Consider the following 16,243-nt stretch of genomic DNA (forward strand, 5'->3'; position numbering starts at 1 on the left):
CATTTAGCCTACGGCCAGCGGTTTATGCACCGCGACGAACAACCGCAGATATATCGAAATGCCTCAGAAGAGGGAGCGTTCGGGCGTGAAATCCCGAGCGTCGGCACCGGCGTCCGACGGGAGTTCGGCGATGGTCGCCGGGTTCCACTTCGGGTTGCGGTCCTTGTCGACGAGCTGGGCGCGGATCCCCTCGACGAGATCGGGGTGCCGCGTGACGAACCACATCACGCGGCGGTACTCGCCCTCGAGAGCGGCTCGCAGGTTCGGAAGCCGACGCGCCTCCCTGACGGCGTCGAGGGTGACGGCGAGTCCGGTCGGCGCCAGGCTCTCGAGCAGGTCGGCCGTCGTCGCGGCATCCGCGGCCTCCTCCGCACGCAGTCGCGACACGATCTCCGCGATCGTGTCGGCCGAGAACGCGCGGTCGATCCACTCGCGGGAAGCCGGCAGCGCAGACGGCTCAGGCGTCTCGTCGAACAGCAGCACGATCTCGGCCGGCCCCGTCGGGTCGGCGCGATAGGCGAGCGCCTCGCGGAGCGCATCGAGCCGATCGGACGGCACGAAGTGATCGGCGAAGCCGAGCAGCACGGCATCCGCGCCGTTCATCGTCGCGCCGGTGAGTCCGAAGTACTCGCCGAACCGGCCGGGCATGCGACCCAGCAGCCACGTGCCGCCGACATCGGGAGTGAAGCCGATCCGCGTCTCGGGCATCGCGAGCTTGGAACGTTCGGTGACGATGCGGATGGCCGCGTGACCCGAGAGGCCGACGCCTCCACCCATCGTGATGCCGTCGGCGATCGTGACGACCGGCTTCGAATACTCGGCGATCATCGCGTTCAGCGCGTACTCCGCGCCGAAGAACTCCGCCGTCTCGTCGGCTCGACCAGCGACGATCTGCTCGTGCAGTGCCCGCACGTCTCCACCGGCGCACATCCCGCGCTCGCCCTCGCCGTCGATCACCACGATCTGCACATCTGTGTCGTCGCGCCACCGCTCTAGCGCCTGGGTGAGCAGCTGGATCATGTCGACATCGAGCGCATTTATCGCTTCCGGCCGGTTCAGGGTCAGTCGGCCGAGGGCTCCTTCGGTGCGGACGAGGACCCGGGGAGCGGCGCTGGATTCGGTCACGGGTGCCAGGCTACCCCGTGGACGGACTCTTGCATCCGGACGTGTTTGTAGGGTAAATGCACGATCCTGCGGCTTTTCCGGCAGGATAGACAGAACTGCCCACTGCAACGAGAGGTCGCAGATGCCCGACGGACAGGTGCTCGAGTTCACGCACGTCACGAAGCGCTTCAACGACGTGACGGCGGTGTCCGATTTCTCCGCGCGGGTCGAGCCCGGTGTCGTGACCGCTTTCCTCGGCCCGAACGGGGCCGGCAAGACCACCACCCTGCGCATCCTCCTCGGGCAGGTGCGCGCCACGAGCGGCACCGCCACGATCGGGGGGATCGCGCATCCGGAGCTCCGCCACCCGCTGCGCACGATCGGCTCCGTCTTGGAGGAGACCGCGTACCGCCCTCGCCGCTCGGCCTCGCGCCAGCTGACGATCGCGGCCAAGGCCAACGGCATCCCGCTCGCGCGCGTCGACGAGGTCCTCTCGCTGGTCGGTCTCGAGCACGAGGCCGACGGGCGCATCGGCGGCTTCTCGCTCGGAATGCGTCAACGCCTGAGCGTGGCGCACGCGCTGCTGGGCGACCCCGGCGCTCTGGTCTTCGACGAACCGGCGAACGGCCTCGACCCGGAGGGCATCCGCTGGATCCGCCTCCTCCTGCGCCGTCTCGCCGACGAGGGCCGCACGGTTCTCGTCTCGTCGCATGTGCTGAGCGAGATCGAGCAGGTCGCAGACCACGTGCTCGTGCTCTCGAAGGGCCAGCTCGTGCTCTCGAGCGGCATCGAGAAGCTCGCAGATCCCTCTGCGGGATCGGTCGTGGTCGACGCGGTGGACCGCGCCGCCCTCAGATCTGCACTGTCGGCTGCGGGGCTCGAGGTCGAGGTGCTCCGCTCCGGCCTGACCGTTCGCGGCAGCAACGCGGGAGCGGTCGGTGCCATCGCGGCGTCAGCCGGCATCGCCCTCGCAACCCTGGTGCAGCGCGGCCCCACTCTCGAGGACGTCTTCATCGAGCTCGTCCGCGGCGGCAGACTCGCGCCGCAGGCCATCACCGCGGCGCCCGTCGCGGATTCGGCAGCGCCGGTCGCGGATACGGCAGTGCCGGTCGCGGATTCGGCAGCGCCGGTCGCAGTAATCGCAGCCGCAGCCGATGCGCCGGATGTCGATTCCGTCGGACCCGACTCCGGCCCTGCCGATTCCGATGTCCCCGATTCTGATGTCCCCGATTCCGATGTCCCCGATTCCGACGCAGACGCATCAGGCGCCGCCGAGTCCGGAGTCTCAGAGTCCGACGCCGACGCGTCCGAAGCCGCGCGCGCCGAGGCTGACGCGGCGGATGCCGAGGCCGACGACGCGGCGGATGCTGCGGATGCCGCTCGCGATGTCGAGTACGCCGCGGCAGAGCTCGGCTACGCAGCGGATGCCTCGGATGCGAACGACGCAGAGGATGCGGCCGACGTCGCCTCGGAGGCAGCCCATGCGGGCGGCGAGGATGCCCCCGGTGACCACGATCCCGCCGGCGGATCGACCGATCCAGAAGCTCCCACGGATGCTGAGCCGGAGACCGGGCGGCCTTCGTTCGACGACATCCTGTTCGGCACCACCCCTGCCGACGGGGCCGACGCTCACGTCGCCGAGCACACCGATGCACAGGTCGCCCCAGACACCGGCGCGCACGTAGGCGATGACACCGACGCCCACGTAGGCGATGACACCGACGCGCCCGCAGGCGATGACACCGACGCGCCCGCGGATGAGGACGGCGACGACGAGCACTCCGGAGTCGAGTTCTTCGCCGAAGTGAACGAAACCGAAGCGTCGGACGACACCCCGTCGAGCGACGACGACCCTCGTTCGGCGGCCGTCACCTCGATGCTCGCCGCCGCGGCGCGCGCCTACTACGAGGACGAGCCCAAGGACTATCCGCTCGGAGACGCCGACGCTTCATCAGAGGCAGAGGCCGATGCCGACGCAGAGGCCGATGCCGACGCAGATGCCGATGCCGAGGCCGATGCCGACGCCGACGCTGCTTCGGAAGTGAACGGCGGTCACGAGGAGCAGCACGACGGCGGACACCACGACGGCGAGCATCATGAGCAGCACGACGGCGAGCACCACGAGCGGCACGATGGTGAGCACCACGAGCAGCGCGACGGCGAACACCATGATGCCGAGAACCACGAGCAGCGCGAGCACAACGAAGGCCAGCAGCACGAGCACGGCGAGGGCGAGCACGACCGGTCCTGAGGCCGCGCCTGCCCCTGCGGGCCCGATGCGAACGCCCTCCGCGCCGTAAGGCTGCGGAGGGCGTCGCTCGTTCTCGAGTCGCTCAGGCGGGCCGTGGACGGATCACCGGACGGCGACTGCCCTTCGACACCGGCGTGGGCGACGTCGCCACGATCTCCTCGACGTCGGCCGGCTCGTCCGACACGTCGAGTCGGAGCGCCTGCGTCAATGCGAGGCCGTGCCTCGTCGTGAGGATCAGTCGTCGGTACTGCGCGTCACCGGACAGGTCGATGACCACGCTGGGACGCCGGCGGCGGATGAGGACGAAGTCGACGCTGCCCGCAGCCTTCCACGTTCCTGCGGCGAGCACACCGGGGATGTGCGTTCCCGGGTTCGGCACACCGCGCAACCAGGTCCACGCGTCGTCGATCAGCTGAACCTTGGTGATGGTGTCGCGCACGAGCCGCACGTTGTCACGGTGGAAGCTCGCCGCACGCTCGATCGGCGAGAGCACGATCTCGAGTTGCGTCTGGTCCAGCAGCAACGTCACCATGCGTCCAGTCTGCCAGCGGCACCCTTCCAGATGTCTGTGTCTTGCTCACAGGAAGGCAACGATCCGTTGTCGGTTCCCACGATTCCACCCCTCTTCCATTCCGATGTTCTACTCGACCTTCGAACAAATCTACTAGACTCAGAGCATGACATCCGCCAGCGACAACGGTCTCGAGCAGCGCAGGGAGCTGCTCGATTCGTGGGTCGAGAAGCGGCGACAGATCGCCAGCCTCGAGGCCGAGGCTTCCGATCTTCTCGCCGAGCGGATGCGGCTGTGCGGGTCGGACTCCGATGAGAACCCGTTCCACCGCGAAGCGATCCACAGATCGATGATCGCGGAGTACTCCGCGGCGGGGCGCCTGACCCAGGGCAGCGTCGAGTACGCCTTCACCGACGCCGGCTTCCTCGGCTCCAGCCATCCGCGCGTGCGCGAGGCATTCCGGCGCGGCACCATCACCGGTGCGCACGTCCGAGAGATCGTGCGAGCCGCCGGAGTCGTGCGCGAGGCGGTGAACAACGGCCGAGCGGATGCCGACGTGCTGCCTCTGTACGACACCGTCGCCGTCATCGTCGCCGAGCGCGAGACCGCTGCGCGCACACGCGTGCATCTGCGCGAGCTGGCAGCGGTGCTGTCGGGCTCGACGACCACCGAGCGCCATGCGCGAGCGAAGTCCGAGCGCACCGTCACCGTTCGCCCCGCAGGAGACGGACTCTCCGTTCTCACGGTCGTGCTCCCCGAGCATCTCGCCACGGCGATCCTCGATCGCCTCACCCAGCTCGCGCACGCCGTCATCAAGGCTCGGCAAGACCGCGAGCCGCTGCTCGAGCCGATCGATGACGGCGAGCATCCGATCTACCCGGAGGACATCCCGCACGACGATCCGTCACGAGACGACTACGCGATCTTCGGCGAAGCGACGTTCACAACCGACCCCACAGGCCCCGCCGTGGAGCAGATCCCGGCAGACACGCGCACGATCGATCAGGTGCGCGCCGACCTGCTGATCGACCTCCTGCTCGCCTCAGATCCGAGCGCCGCCAACGGCTCCGGACTCGACAACATCCAGGGGCGCATCCACGTCACAGTCGCCGCCACCACGCTGGCGGGCTGCGATGAGCGCCCCGCACAGCTCGACGGACACGGCCCTCTCCACCCTGACGTCGCTCGGGACCTCGCGGGCCGCAACGGCGGTTGGTCACGCTTGTTCCTCGATCCGACCGGCCTGGTCGTCGAGACCGACACTTACAGGCCCACCGAGCCGATGCGACGGTTCCTACGGGCCCGAGACCAGCACTGCCGATTCCCCGGATGCAGAATGCCGGTCCATCGCTGTCAGATCGACCACACGTTCGATCATGCGAAGGGAGGGCGGACCGAGATTCGCAACCTCGCCCACCTGTGCGCGCGCCACCACTCCCTCAAACATCCCGATGTCGCCGACGACCACAGATGGACGGCGTAGCAGCTCCCCGACGGCACGATCGAATGGTTCAGCCCACTCGGCCGGACCTACACGGACGCACCACGACGGCGAGTGATGTTCGTCTGAGCGAGGCGCCCCCGCTGAGCTAAGCGTTCGGCTGAGCGAGGCGTTCGTCTGAGCTAAGCGTTCGTCGAGCTAAACGCGTTCGTCTGAGCTGAACTCATACGGTGAGCGATGCTCGGCAGAGAGCCCGTCGGGTGTCGACGGCCGGATGGGGGCTCAGACGCCTGCCTGCGCCGCAGCGCGGGCAGCGATGGGCAGAGCCGCCTCGATGCGCTGCAGCTCTTCCTCGCCATGCGCCGCGGTCAGGAACCAGGCCTCGAACACGCTCGGCGGCAGCGCGACTCCCTGCTCGCGCATCGCGTGGAAGAACGGTGCGTACCGGAACGATTCCTGCGCCTGCGCCTCGGCATATGTCCGGGGCGCCGACGCTCGGAATGACGCGCTGAACAGGCTTCCTGCGTAGGCCACGGCATGCGTGACGCCGGCATCCGTCAGAGCAGCATCCAGTGCACCCGCGACGCGAGCGGCGGCCGCATCGACTGTCGCATAGACCTCCGGGGTCGCGAGCTTCAAAGTCTTCAGGCCAGCAGCGACCGAGAGCGGGTTACCAGAGAGCGTGCCTGCCTGATAGACCGGGCCGAGGGGGGCCAAGAGGTCCATGACCTCAGCGCGGCCACCGAGGGCGGCCAGCGGCATACCTCCGCCGACGACCTTGCCGAAGGTGAAGATGTCGGGCAGATAGTCCTCGCCGGTCGCGGCCTGCAGCCCCCAGAAGCCTGCGGGGTGCACACGGAAACCCGTCAGCACCTCATCGAGGATCAGCAGAGCACCGTGAGCGTGTGCGGTCTCGGCCAGCAGTCGGTTGAACCCCGGCAGCGGTGGGACCACACCCATGTTCGCGGCCGCGGCCTCGACGATCACCGCGGCGATGCGCGGGCCGTGCTCGGCGAAGACGGCCTCGAGTGCGTCGGGGTCGTTGTAGTCGATCACGAGGGTCTGCGCGGCGATCGGCGCGGGGACCCCCGCAGAGCCGGGCAGAGCGAGGGTTGCGACTCCCGAACCGGCCGCGGCGAGGAGACCGTCGGAGTGCCCGTGGTAGTGGCCGGCGAACTTGATCAGCAGGTCACGACCGGTGGCACCGCGGGCAAGGCGGATGGCGGTCATCGTGGCTTCGGTGCCGGTCGACACGAGCCGCACACGTTCGACGGGCCGGATCTCGCCGAACCGCACGCGGTCTGCGATCAGCTGAGCGAGCTCCACCTCGCCCTCCGTCGGGGCACCGAACGAGAGTCCTCGAGTCGCGGCCTCCTGCACGGCGGCCACCACCTCGGGCTGCGCATGACCGAGCAGCGCGGGGCCCCAGGACGCGACCAGGTCGACGTACTCGGCGCCCGCGGCATCCGTGACCCTCGCGCCTGTGGCTGAGGCGAGGAAGCGCGGCGTGCCGCCGACGGAACCGTACGCGCGCACCGGCGAGTTCACACCGCCCGGGATCACCGTGCGGGCAGCGGAGAACAGGTCGTCATTGCGGTCGGTCACAGCACACTCCTCAGCGATGCGCGGAACTCTCCCGCCATCACTCCCAGGCTAGTCCGCAGACCTGAAGGAGGGACTCAGACGAGCACCCCCGAACGAGGAAGCACGATCAGGACCGCAGCCAGCGCGCGGCCTCGGTCGCCCAGTAGGTCAGAACGACATCAGCGCCCGCACGCCGGATCGACAGCAGGGACTCGAGGATGGATGCGCGGCGGTCGATCCAGCCGTTCGCCGCGGCGGCCTCGATCATCGCGTACTCTCCCGACACCTGGTATGCCCACACCGGAATATGAACGGTGTCGCGCACCTCGCGCAGAACGTCGAGGAAGGCCATGGCGGGCTTGACCATGACGATGTCGGCCCCCTCCTCCTCATCGACGACAGCCTCGCGCACGCCCTCGCGGCGGTTGCCCGGGTCGAGCTGATAAGTGCGACGATCACCCTTCAGCTGCGAGTCGACGGCCTCTCGGAACGGCCCGTAGAACGCACTCGCGTACTTCGCTGCGTAGGCGAGCAGCAGGGTGTCCGTGAAGCCCTCGGAATCGAGCGCCTCGCGGATGACAGCGACCTGCCCGTCCATCATTCCCGACAGGCCGAGCAGCTGAGAGCCGGCGCGGGCCTGAGCCAGCGCCATCGACGCGTAGCGCTCGAGCGTCGCGTCATTGTCGACGGTGCCATCGGCCGCGAGCACGCCGCAGTGGCCGTGGTCGGTGAACTCGTCGAGGCACAGGTCGGTCTGCACGACGAGGGCATCGCCGACCTCGGCCGCGAGGGCCTCGGTGGCCACGTTCAGAATGCCCTTCGGGTCGTCTGCACCCGAGCCCTGAGCGTCTCTGACGGACGGAACTCCGAACAGCATCACGCCCCCGACACCGGCATCGGCCGCCTCGGTCGCGGCGGCCCGCAGAGAGTCGAGCGAATGCTGCGCGACTCCGGGCATCGATCCGATGGGGACGGACTCTGTGAGCCCCTCGCGCACGAACAGCGGGAGCACCAGCTGTCGCGGTTCGAGAGAGGTCTCCCGCACCAGGCCTCGAACGGCAGGCGACTGCCTCAGGCGCCGCAGCCGGACATCGGGAAAGCTCACGGCGCCAGCTCGTCCGCCGCGTGCGGGAGGGTGAAGCTCGACACCGCATCGATGAGCGCGTCGACCGTCTGACGATCGGCGACGACCGTGATCGGAAGACCCGCCCTGTCGGCATCCTTCGCGGTCCGCGGACCGATCGCAGCCAGCAGCGTCTCATCCGGGATCAGGGGGAACTGCTCGCGCACCTGCTCGGCGACCGATCCGCTCGTGATCAGGATCGCGTTGATGCGTCCGTTCTCTACGTCCCGCTTGATGCGGTCGGTGACCGGCACTCCGACTGTCCGGTAGGCGACGACGCTGTCGACGTCGTGACCGGCCTCCTGCAGAAGGACGCTGAGCACGGGCTTCGCGATCTCGCTGCGCAGCGCCAGGATGCGACGCGGCTCCGCCTCGAGGGCGATGAGCTGCTCGGCCATGCCCGCCGCCGAGTTGTCTTCGTCCGGCACCATCGCGACTTCGTACCCGACCGCCTGCAGCGCGGCGGCGGTCGTCTCGCCGACTGCTGCGATCTTCGTACGACGCGGCACCACCGCGCGGTGCGCGAACATCACGTCGACGGTCGTCGCGCTCGTCACTGTCAGCCAGTCGTACTCACCGGCAGCGAGCCGGGTGAGCGCCACGTCGAGCGCAGCCTGGTCGGTGGTGGCCGCGAAGTTGATCAGCGGCGCGACGACGGGCACCGCTCCGCGGGAACGCAGACTTGCGGCGACGCCGTCGCCCCACGGGCCTCCGCGGGGTACGAGGATGCGCCAGCCGTCCAGCGGTCGGTCCTGCTTCGAATTGGTCATGATGAGGAATGCTCTCGGGAGACGAGGTCGGCCGCCCCTTGCTCGAGCAGCCGATGGGCGACAGACAACCCGAACTCGCGTGCTGCGTGCATCGGGTCTGCACCACCGGCAGCATCCGCTCCATTGCCGCTGCCGTTCCGACGAATATACTCCCCGTTCAGAGTCTCCGTGACGTCGAGGCCGATCCGGCGCCCACCGTCGGTCGAGTAGACGACCGTCCTGACGCGGATCTCGTCGCCGTCCACGACCGCGTGAGCGGCCATCGGCGCCTGGCATCCGGAGTCGAGTCCTTCCAGGACTCCTCGTTCGACCGTGATGGCCAGACGGGTGTCCCGATCGTCGAGCTCCGCAAGGGCGGCGAGCAGCTCAGCCGGAGCGTCGGAGCGGGTCTCGACCGCGAGCGAACCCTGGCCCGGAGCGGTCGGCCACTCGGACAGCCCCAGCTCCTCGCGACGCAGCGGCGAGTCGCTTCCGAGGCGTGACAGGCCGGCGGCAGCGAGGATGACGGCATCCAGCTCGCCTGATGCGACCCGCTGCAGACGTGAGTCGACGTTGCCGCGGATGTCGACGACCTCCGCGTGAGGAGCCCTGCGGTGCACCTGGGCGATGCGGCGGGGAGACCCCGTTCCGACCTTGCTGCCCGAGCGCAGCTGGTGCAGCGGCGTGCCTCCGCGAGTGATCGCGACATCACGAGCGTCTTCGCGCACCGGGGTGGCCGCGATGAACAGACCCTCGGGGATCGCCGTGGGCAGGTCCTTCAGGGAATGCACGAGGAAATCGCACTCCCCGGCGAGCAGCGCCTCGCGCAGGCGGGTGGCGAAGATGCCCTGGCCGCCGATCTCCGACAGCGACGCTCGATTCGTGTCGCCTTCACTGGTGATCGGCACGAGCTCGACGCGACGCCCGGAGATCTTCTCGAGCGCGGTGGCGACATGACCGGACTGCGCCTGCGCCAGCGCGCTGCGGCGGGTGCCCAGACGGATCGGGACGGCTGTGTGACTCTGAGTGCTCATCGTCGGCCTACTGCAGCACGTCCGCGATCTCGTCGAAACGGAGGCGACGGCCCGTGTAGAACGGGATCTCCTCCTTCACGTACAGACGCGCGTCGGTGTAGCGCAGGTCACGCATGAGGTCGACCAGCTCGGTGACGTCGTCGGCTTCGAGCGGCAGGATCCACTCGTAGTCGCCCAGGGCGAACGCGGCGACGGTGTTGGCGATGACCCCCTTGAAGGCGGCACCCTTGCGACCGTGGTCGGCGAGCATCTTGCGACGCTCCTCCTCCGGCGCGAGATACCACTCGGGCGTGCGGACGAACGGGTACAGGCACAGCCAGTCCTTGGGCTCGACCCCCCGCAGGAATCCCGGCACGTGCGCGCGATTGAACTCGGCATCGCGGTGCACGCCCATGACGTTCCAGACGGGCAGCAGAGTGCGCAGCAGCTCGGTGCGGCGCAGGCGCCGCAGGGCCTTCTGCAGGTCTTCCGCCGTGTCGCCGTGCAGCCACACCAGCAGGTCGGCATCGGCCTTCAGACCGGAGACGTCGTAGAAGCCGCGGACCGTGACGCCGGAGTCCTCGATGTAGGAGACGATCGTCTCGAGCTCCGTGGAGTCGGACTCGGTGACCGCCACATCGGGGTTCCGTCGCCAGACGGCCCAGAGGGTGAAACCGGACGGGTTCTCTTCGCGTGCGTCGGACATGGATCCAGTCTGCCCCCTTTGTGAACCACTCGCGAACGCGAGTCAGGATGCGGGGATTCGCCTCCGGTCAGCGAGAGAGCGCACGGGCGATCGCCCAGACGGCTCCGCCCACGATGACGGCGATTCCCACCGCTCCGGCGATCGCCGCTGCAGGGTTGCGGTCGGCGAAGACCCGTGCCTTCGCCGCGGCGCGCTTCGATGCCTTGTCGATCCGTCGAGGGAAGTTGCCCTTGACCTCGATGGCCGCGAGCGCCGCTTTGAGCTCGGCGCGGGCGGACTGCACCGGATCGACGATCCCTGCAGGAACGGCCGTCTTGGGCAGCGGCCTCGTGATGTCAGTGTTCGTCATAGCCGGCTTCCTTCACGAGTCTGATGTCCTCGCCCACCGCCTGAGCGGGGTTCTTGCGAGCGAGCACCTTGCGGAACTTCAGGATGCCGAGCAGCGCGAACAGCAGCACGGCGAGGATCAGGATTCCGAACACTGCCAGTGCGGACAGCCATACCGGCCACCACGACGACAGCCCGGCGATCGCGAAGACCAGGATCACGGGCACGGCCCAGAACAGGAAGAAGAGCGCGACGAGGAACCAGACGGAGCCGATCCCCGCGTCCTTCGCGGTCTTCGAGATCCACGTCTTGGCCGCGTTGATCTCGGCCTTCACGAGGCTGCTGATGAGTTCCGGAAGATCGCCGATCAGGGACAGCAGGCTGTCTTCGGCGCGGTCGCGGTATCCGCGGGGCATGTCAGCTGCCAGACTTCGCGGCGGTGGAGCGCGGGGATGCCGGCTTCTTGGCCGCGGGCTTCTTCGCGTCGTCCTTCTTGGCGGCGTCCTTGACCTCGTCGACGGCGTCTTCGGTGGCGTCGACGATGTCGTCGGCGGCCTTGCGTCCTGCCGCGACAGCCGAGTCGAGTCGCTGACCGGCGGTCTTGTCGCCGCCGCTGGCGGACTTGACGACCTTCTGCACGCCGGTCCAGATCGCACCGGGCACTGCTGCAGCCTTGTCGCCGACGTAGCCCTTGACCTTGACGACCTGCTCCTGCACGGGGTCGAGGTTCCAGACCTTCAGCCACTGCGTCTTGATCTGCTCGTACCGCTCGCGCCCTGCACGGGTTCCGAGCACGTATCCCACGCCGATTCCTACGACGAGTCCGATCTTCCCCTTCATGGGGTCTCCTCACGTTGTTCCGGTGTGAACGCCTGGGGCGAACCGACGGCACGGAGCCGCCTGCCAGGTGTCCAGCGTAGCCCCGTATGCCGATTTCGGCATCTGTCAGGCAGAGGGTTGACAGCAGAGCGACTTTCGGGTTTGCCTCACGGAGCGCGTGACGCTCGTCACCACGCGATCGAACGGAGTCCTGAGACGCGCGTCAGTCCCAGAGCAGCGAGCGCCGCAGCCGGTCGGCTTCTTCTCGCGCGTCGGGGATCACCTGCGCCAGTCCGGTGCCGGCGAGCCAGGCGCCGACCACTGCAAGGCCGGGAACTGCCTGGATGGCCTGCCGAGCCGCCTCGCGCCGCTCGCCGGAGCCGATGATCGAAGCGGGCTGCGACTGGACGAAGCGCGAACGGTGCGCGCCGACGAGATCGCTGCCGGTGAGCGGGACGCCGAGCAGAGCGGATGCTTCGCGGAGTGCGAGGCGCGCAGCCGCGTCGTCATCGAGGGCTGCGGTCGCGGCCGGTTCTCCCTGAGCACCGAACGAGACGCGCACCAGGTGCCGATCGCCTGCGGCGGCCCGAAGCCACTCCCATTTCGCCGTCGAGTGTGTGAGCGCCTTCGCGGTGTGGCTGCCGGGGACCGTCAGCACCCCCGTGCCCCGAGGTGCGCCCTGCACCGCCGAGGCCTGGAGCAGAAGCGTGACGATCTCGATCTCCGGCGCATCCGCCGCCGTGGTCTTCGCGAGTGCAGGGGCGACGTTCTCGAGCAGACGTCGAGCGGCCGTTTCCGATGTACCCAGCACGACGCCGTCGGCGGTGAACTCGAGCACCTCCGTGGTCGGATCCGCATCGGCATCCGACTCGACGAGCGGCTCGGCGAGCGTCTTCCCCTCGGCGCGCAGGGTCCAGTTCGCACCGGACCGTGCGATCTCGGTCACCCGGACGCCGGTGCGGACCACGCCGCCGAGCTTCTCTATGTCGGCGACCAGCGCCTCGATCAGCACCATCATGCCGCCGGCGAGGCCCTCGACGGCCGCACCGGGCGCCTGCGCCGCAGCGGCCTGCGATGCGCGCGCCGCACTCTCGTCACGCAGAGCCTGCACAGCGCCCGACAGTGAACCGACGCGCGTGAGGGCGGCGTTGAGCCCGGGTGCCGCGACGTCGACGTCGACGTCGTCGGGCGACGCGGAGTACACGCCCGTCGTCACCGGAGCCACCAGCCGGTCGCGCACCTTGACGCCCATGCGCGAGGACACCAGCTTGCCGAGGCTGTGTCTGTGTCCGATCGTCAGAGGCGGCCGCACGCGGTCGAGGTAGGCACGCCACACCCCCGACCAGCCGATGATGCGACGCACGTCATCTTGGAACGGATTGCTCGGGATGCCGAGGATCCCACCGACCGGCAGCGGTGCGGCCCCGACGCCGGGGATGCCGGCGAGCCAGGCACTGCCGGCTGCGGGGGCGACGATGCGATCGGTGAGGTCGAGTTCGGCGAGGAGCGCGCGCACGCGCCCGCCCCTGGTCGCGTAGCTCTCCGCCCCCGCGTCCACGACGACGCCGTCGATCTCAGCCTGACGGATCGCGCCGCCGACCGCATCCGACCCCTCGAGCACGGTGACGCGCATGCCGACCTTCACGCATTCGCGTGCCGCGATGAGCCCCCCGACGCCACCCCCGACGACGACGATGTGGCGCGTGGCCGCGCGGGCTGCCAGAGACGCGGACTCGGCTCGGGACGACTCACGGTTCGCGGGATTAGACGACATGCGTCAATCCTTTCATCCGCGACCCTGATGCCTCACCGGTTGCGACCGGGTAAACCGGAGTCGCGCTTGCGCACCTCGCGGAGCACGATCTGCTCGGGGCACACCGTCGAGAGGAAGTCGCCGACCGAGAGCGCGAGACGCTCGCCGACGAGTGAGTAGAGGATGCGGTTCGCATCGCGACGCTCGCTGACGAGGCCCGCCTGACGCAGCACGCTCAGGTGACGCGAGATCGTGGGACCGCTCGCCGCGAACCGCGACGCGATCTCACCCGCCGCGAGCTCGCCGTCCTTGAGATCCTGCAGGATCTGGCGGCGCGTCGGGTGGGCCAATGCCGCGAAGATGTCCGACGCGCTGTCTGTCATGTTCGCAATATAGCACTCGTGCTAGATAGCATCTCGCGGCCGAGGTTCCGACACCGGAGCGGACGCCTCAAGCGGTCAGATCGAGTGCACCAGCTCGACGATGCGGGTGAGCTGATCGGGGTCGGTCTCGGGCGGAACGCCGTGCCCGAGGTTGACGATGTGGCCTCTGGCCGCACGCCCGCGCTCGACCACGTCGCGCACGTGCGCCTCGAGGACCGGCCACGGCGCCGAGAGCAGCGCCGGGTCGATGTTGCCCTGCACCGAGACGTCAGGCCCGAGGATCGCGGCGGCCTCATCGAGAGGCAGACGCCAGTCGACGCCGACACCGTCGGCGATGCCGTCGAGCCGCATGTCGTCGAGGAACGGACCTGTGCCCACACCGAAGTGGATGCTCGGGACCCCGATCGCGTCGAGGGCGACGCGAGAGTGCGGTGCGACGAACGCGCGGTAGTCGGCGGTGCTCAGCGATCCCGCCCACGAGTCGAACAGCTGCACGACGGATGCTCCGGCGTCGCGCTGGATCTCGAGGAAGCGGCGCGAGACCTGGGCCAGCCAGCCGGCCAGCCGGTTCCAGGACTCCGGATCCGCGTGCATCATGGCCCGCGCCCGCAGGTGCTCCTTCGACGGACCGCCCTCGACGAGGTAGGCGGCGAGAGTGAACGGAGCCCCCGCGAACCCGATCAGAGGGGTGTCGCCGAGCTCCGCCGTGACGATGCCGACAGCCTCGGCGATCGCGGTGCCGTCGAGCGAGAGCGGGTCGATCGCCGTGATGCGGTCGACGTCTGCCGCCGAGCGCACGGGGTTCGCGAACACCGGACCACGGCCGGGCTCGATCTCGACCTCGACGCCGGCGAGACGCAGCGGGATGACGATGTCGCTGAAGAACACCGCCGCATCGACGCCGTGACGGCGCACCGGCTGCAGCGTGATCTCGGCCGCGAGGTCGGGGGTGAGGCAGGCGTCCAGCATCCGCGTTCCGACCCGCAGCTCGCGGTACTCGGGCAGCGATCGGCCTGCCTGGCGCATGAACCACACGGGGGCATGCTCAGGTCGGGGGCCGGTGAGGGCGCGCAGCAGCGGAGCGTCGGAGAGGGGCATGCGTCCATCCTCCCATCCGCCCCTGGGCCGACCTGCATGAAGCCTCAGGTAGAATCGAAAGGTGCTGCTGGTTGTCACGGCGAGTCACAAGACCGCCCCCTTCGAATTGCTCGAACGCCTGAGCCGCACCCCCGATGACGTCGCCTCCACGGTTGTGGACATGGCGACCTGCGTGCAGGGTGCGGTGGTTCTTGCTACCTGCAACCGCTTCGAGGCCTACGTCGAGATGGACGAGCCCGTCACGGCTGCAGGCGCGATCGGCGTCGAGGCGGTGCTCGAGGCCGTCGAGTCGTCGACCGGCATCCGCGCGTCCGAGCTCGACGGCGCCTACGAGGTGCACTCCGGCCGTCGGGTCGCGGAGCACCTCTTCTCGGTCGCCTCGGGACTCGAGTCCGTCGTCTCCGGCGAGGGTGAGATCGCAGGGCAAGTGCGTCGCGCTCTGAAGGCCGCACGCAAGGAGGGCACCACCTCCCCCGAGCTCGAGCGTCTCTTCCAGCGGGCCAGCCAGGCGCAGCGCAAGGTCAAGAACGTCACGGCCCTCGGCCGAGCCGGGCGGTCGCTCGTGCGCCTCGCCCTCGAACTCGCCGACAGCCGCATCGTCGACTGGTCGGCCGAGCGCGTGCTGCTCGTCGGCACCGGTGCCTACGCAGCCGTCACGCTCGCGACACTGCGCGAACGGGGCGCCGTCAACATCTCGGTGTACTCGCCCTCGGGTCGCGCGGAGAAGTTCGCCGCGAAGCACGGCATCCGTCCGGTCTCCGCAGAGGACTACGCCCGCGTCGCCTCGCGATCGAGCCTGCTCATCACCTGCACGACGGCGACCGCTCCGGTGCTGACTCCCGAGCACCTGCAGGCTCCGACCGGCATCGCCCCCGAGGGCTGCCCCGTCACGTCGCACAACCAGATGGTCGTCGACCTCGGCATGCCGCGCAACGTCGACCCCGCGGTCGCCGCGCTCGAAGGCGTCACCCTCCTCGATCTCGAGACCATCAGCCTGCACGCGCCGCTCGAGGAGCTGCAGGCGACGGATGCCGCGCGCACCGTGGTGCGCGAAGCCGCAGACACTTTCCACGTCGTCGGCAGCCGACAGAGCGTCACCCCCTCGGTGGTCGCGCTGCGGTCGCACATGTTCGCGCTGCTCGAGTCCGAGATCGCCCGAGCCCGCGCCAGGGGCGACGACGACGGCAAGGTCGAGCAGGCCCTGCGCCACCTGACCGGCGTGCTCCTGCACGTGCCGACGACCCGGGCGCACGAGCTGGCCGCCACCGGACGCGCCGACGAGTTCGCCGCGGCGCTGTCGACGCTGTACGGCATCGAGCCGATCGAGCCCGCCGTCGCGTCGGACGCAGACGACGCAGCGACCGCCTGAGCCTCGCTTCTT

16 protein-coding genes are annotated in these 16,243 nt (G+C 69.2%); 3 read left to right on the plus strand and 13 right to left on the minus strand.

Annotated elements, in window-relative coordinates; all coding sequences use genetic code 11:
• Positions 1-63: 63 nt before the first annotated feature.
• Positions 64-1,125 carry an enoyl-CoA hydratase/isomerase family protein gene (locus ACZ0AA_RS11880; protein WP_463513014.1) on the minus strand — a complete coding sequence of 354 codons (1,062 nt, stop codon included), beginning with the start codon at positions 1,123-1,125 and terminating at the stop codon, positions 64-66.
• Between the two features lie 121 nt (positions 1,126-1,246).
• On the opposite strand from ACZ0AA_RS11880, the gene ACZ0AA_RS11885 reads away from it, so the two are divergent.
• Positions 1,247-3,355: an ATP-binding cassette domain-containing protein gene (locus ACZ0AA_RS11885; RefSeq protein WP_463513015.1), complete on the plus strand. Its 2,109-nt coding sequence runs from the start codon at positions 1,247-1,249 to the stop codon at positions 3,353-3,355.
• A gap of 82 nt (positions 3,356-3,437) precedes the next feature.
• Here the strand turns inward: ACZ0AA_RS11885 and ACZ0AA_RS11890 are convergent, their stop codons facing one another.
• Positions 3,438-3,887, minus strand: coding sequence for a hypothetical protein (locus tag ACZ0AA_RS11890; RefSeq protein ID WP_290161661.1), 450 nt, complete (start codon positions 3,885-3,887; stop codon positions 3,438-3,440).
• 145 nt (positions 3,888-4,032) lie between these two features.
• On the opposite strand from ACZ0AA_RS11890, the gene ACZ0AA_RS11895 reads away from it, so the two are divergent.
• Entirely contained in the window at positions 4,033-5,349 is a 1,317-nt protein-coding gene (locus tag ACZ0AA_RS11895; RefSeq protein WP_463513016.1) for an HNH endonuclease signature motif containing protein, read from the plus strand.
• A gap of 240 nt (positions 5,350-5,589) precedes the next feature.
• Here the strand turns inward: ACZ0AA_RS11895 and ACZ0AA_RS11900 are convergent, their stop codons facing one another.
• The 11 genes from ACZ0AA_RS11900 to hemE all read right to left on the minus strand — a co-directional run bounded on the left by ACZ0AA_RS11900 (position 5,590) and on the right by hemE (position 14,862).
• Complete coding sequence (locus tag ACZ0AA_RS11900) at positions 5,590-6,912, minus strand: glutamate-1-semialdehyde 2,1-aminomutase (protein ID WP_463513017.1); 1,323 nt, start codon at positions 6,910-6,912, stop codon at positions 5,590-5,592.
• A 106-nt stretch (positions 6,913-7,018) separates the two neighbouring features.
• A complete protein-coding gene (hemB, locus tag ACZ0AA_RS11905) occupies positions 7,019-7,996 on the minus strand; it encodes a porphobilinogen synthase (RefSeq protein WP_463513018.1) in 978 nt (325 codons plus the stop codon).
• On the minus strand, positions 7,993-8,784 hold the full coding sequence (locus ACZ0AA_RS11910) for a uroporphyrinogen-III synthase (protein ID WP_400864195.1): 792 nt from the start codon (positions 8,782-8,784) through the stop codon (positions 7,993-7,995). The genes hemB and ACZ0AA_RS11910 overlap by 4 nt, the downstream gene beginning before the upstream one ends.
• On the minus strand, positions 8,781-9,797 hold the full coding sequence (hemC, locus tag ACZ0AA_RS11915) for a hydroxymethylbilane synthase (RefSeq protein WP_400864192.1): 1,017 nt from the start codon (positions 9,795-9,797) through the stop codon (positions 8,781-8,783). Before hemC ends, ACZ0AA_RS11910 begins: the two co-directional genes overlap by 4 nt.
• Before the next feature lie 7 nt (positions 9,798-9,804).
• Complete coding sequence (gene hemQ, locus ACZ0AA_RS11920) at positions 9,805-10,482, minus strand: hydrogen peroxide-dependent heme synthase (RefSeq protein WP_400864189.1); 678 nt, start codon at positions 10,480-10,482, stop codon at positions 9,805-9,807.
• Between the two features lie 67 nt (positions 10,483-10,549).
• A complete protein-coding gene (locus ACZ0AA_RS11925; protein ID WP_400864186.1) occupies positions 10,550-10,831 on the minus strand; it encodes a hypothetical protein in 282 nt (93 codons plus the stop codon).
• Positions 10,818-11,225, minus strand: coding sequence for a phage holin family protein (locus tag ACZ0AA_RS11930; protein WP_400864184.1), 408 nt, complete (start codon positions 11,223-11,225; stop codon positions 10,818-10,820). Before ACZ0AA_RS11930 ends, ACZ0AA_RS11925 begins: the two co-directional genes overlap by 14 nt.
• A 1-nt stretch (position 11,226) precedes the next feature.
• A complete protein-coding gene (locus tag ACZ0AA_RS11935; RefSeq protein WP_400864181.1) occupies positions 11,227-11,649 on the minus strand; it encodes a hypothetical protein in 423 nt (140 codons plus the stop codon).
• 202 nt (positions 11,650-11,851) lie between these two features.
• On the minus strand, positions 11,852-13,402 hold the full coding sequence (hemG, locus tag ACZ0AA_RS11940) for a protoporphyrinogen oxidase (RefSeq protein WP_463513019.1): 1,551 nt from the start codon (positions 13,400-13,402) through the stop codon (positions 11,852-11,854).
• A 32-nt stretch (positions 13,403-13,434) separates the two neighbouring features.
• Positions 13,435-13,764, minus strand: coding sequence for a metalloregulator ArsR/SmtB family transcription factor (locus ACZ0AA_RS11945; RefSeq protein WP_400864176.1), 330 nt, complete (start codon positions 13,762-13,764; stop codon positions 13,435-13,437).
• Positions 13,765-13,839: 75 nt separating this feature from the next.
• Positions 13,840-14,862, minus strand: coding sequence for a uroporphyrinogen decarboxylase (gene hemE, locus ACZ0AA_RS11950; RefSeq protein WP_400864173.1), 1,023 nt, complete (start codon positions 14,860-14,862; stop codon positions 13,840-13,842).
• Positions 14,863-14,923: 61 nt separating this feature from the next.
• On the opposite strand from hemE, the gene ACZ0AA_RS11955 reads away from it, so the two are divergent.
• Entirely contained in the window at positions 14,924-16,231 is a 1,308-nt protein-coding gene (locus ACZ0AA_RS11955; protein ID WP_463513020.1) for a glutamyl-tRNA reductase, read from the plus strand.
• Positions 16,232-16,243: the final 12 nt, after the last annotated feature.

This window comes from Microbacterium sp. AC035, from assembly GCF_979258485.1.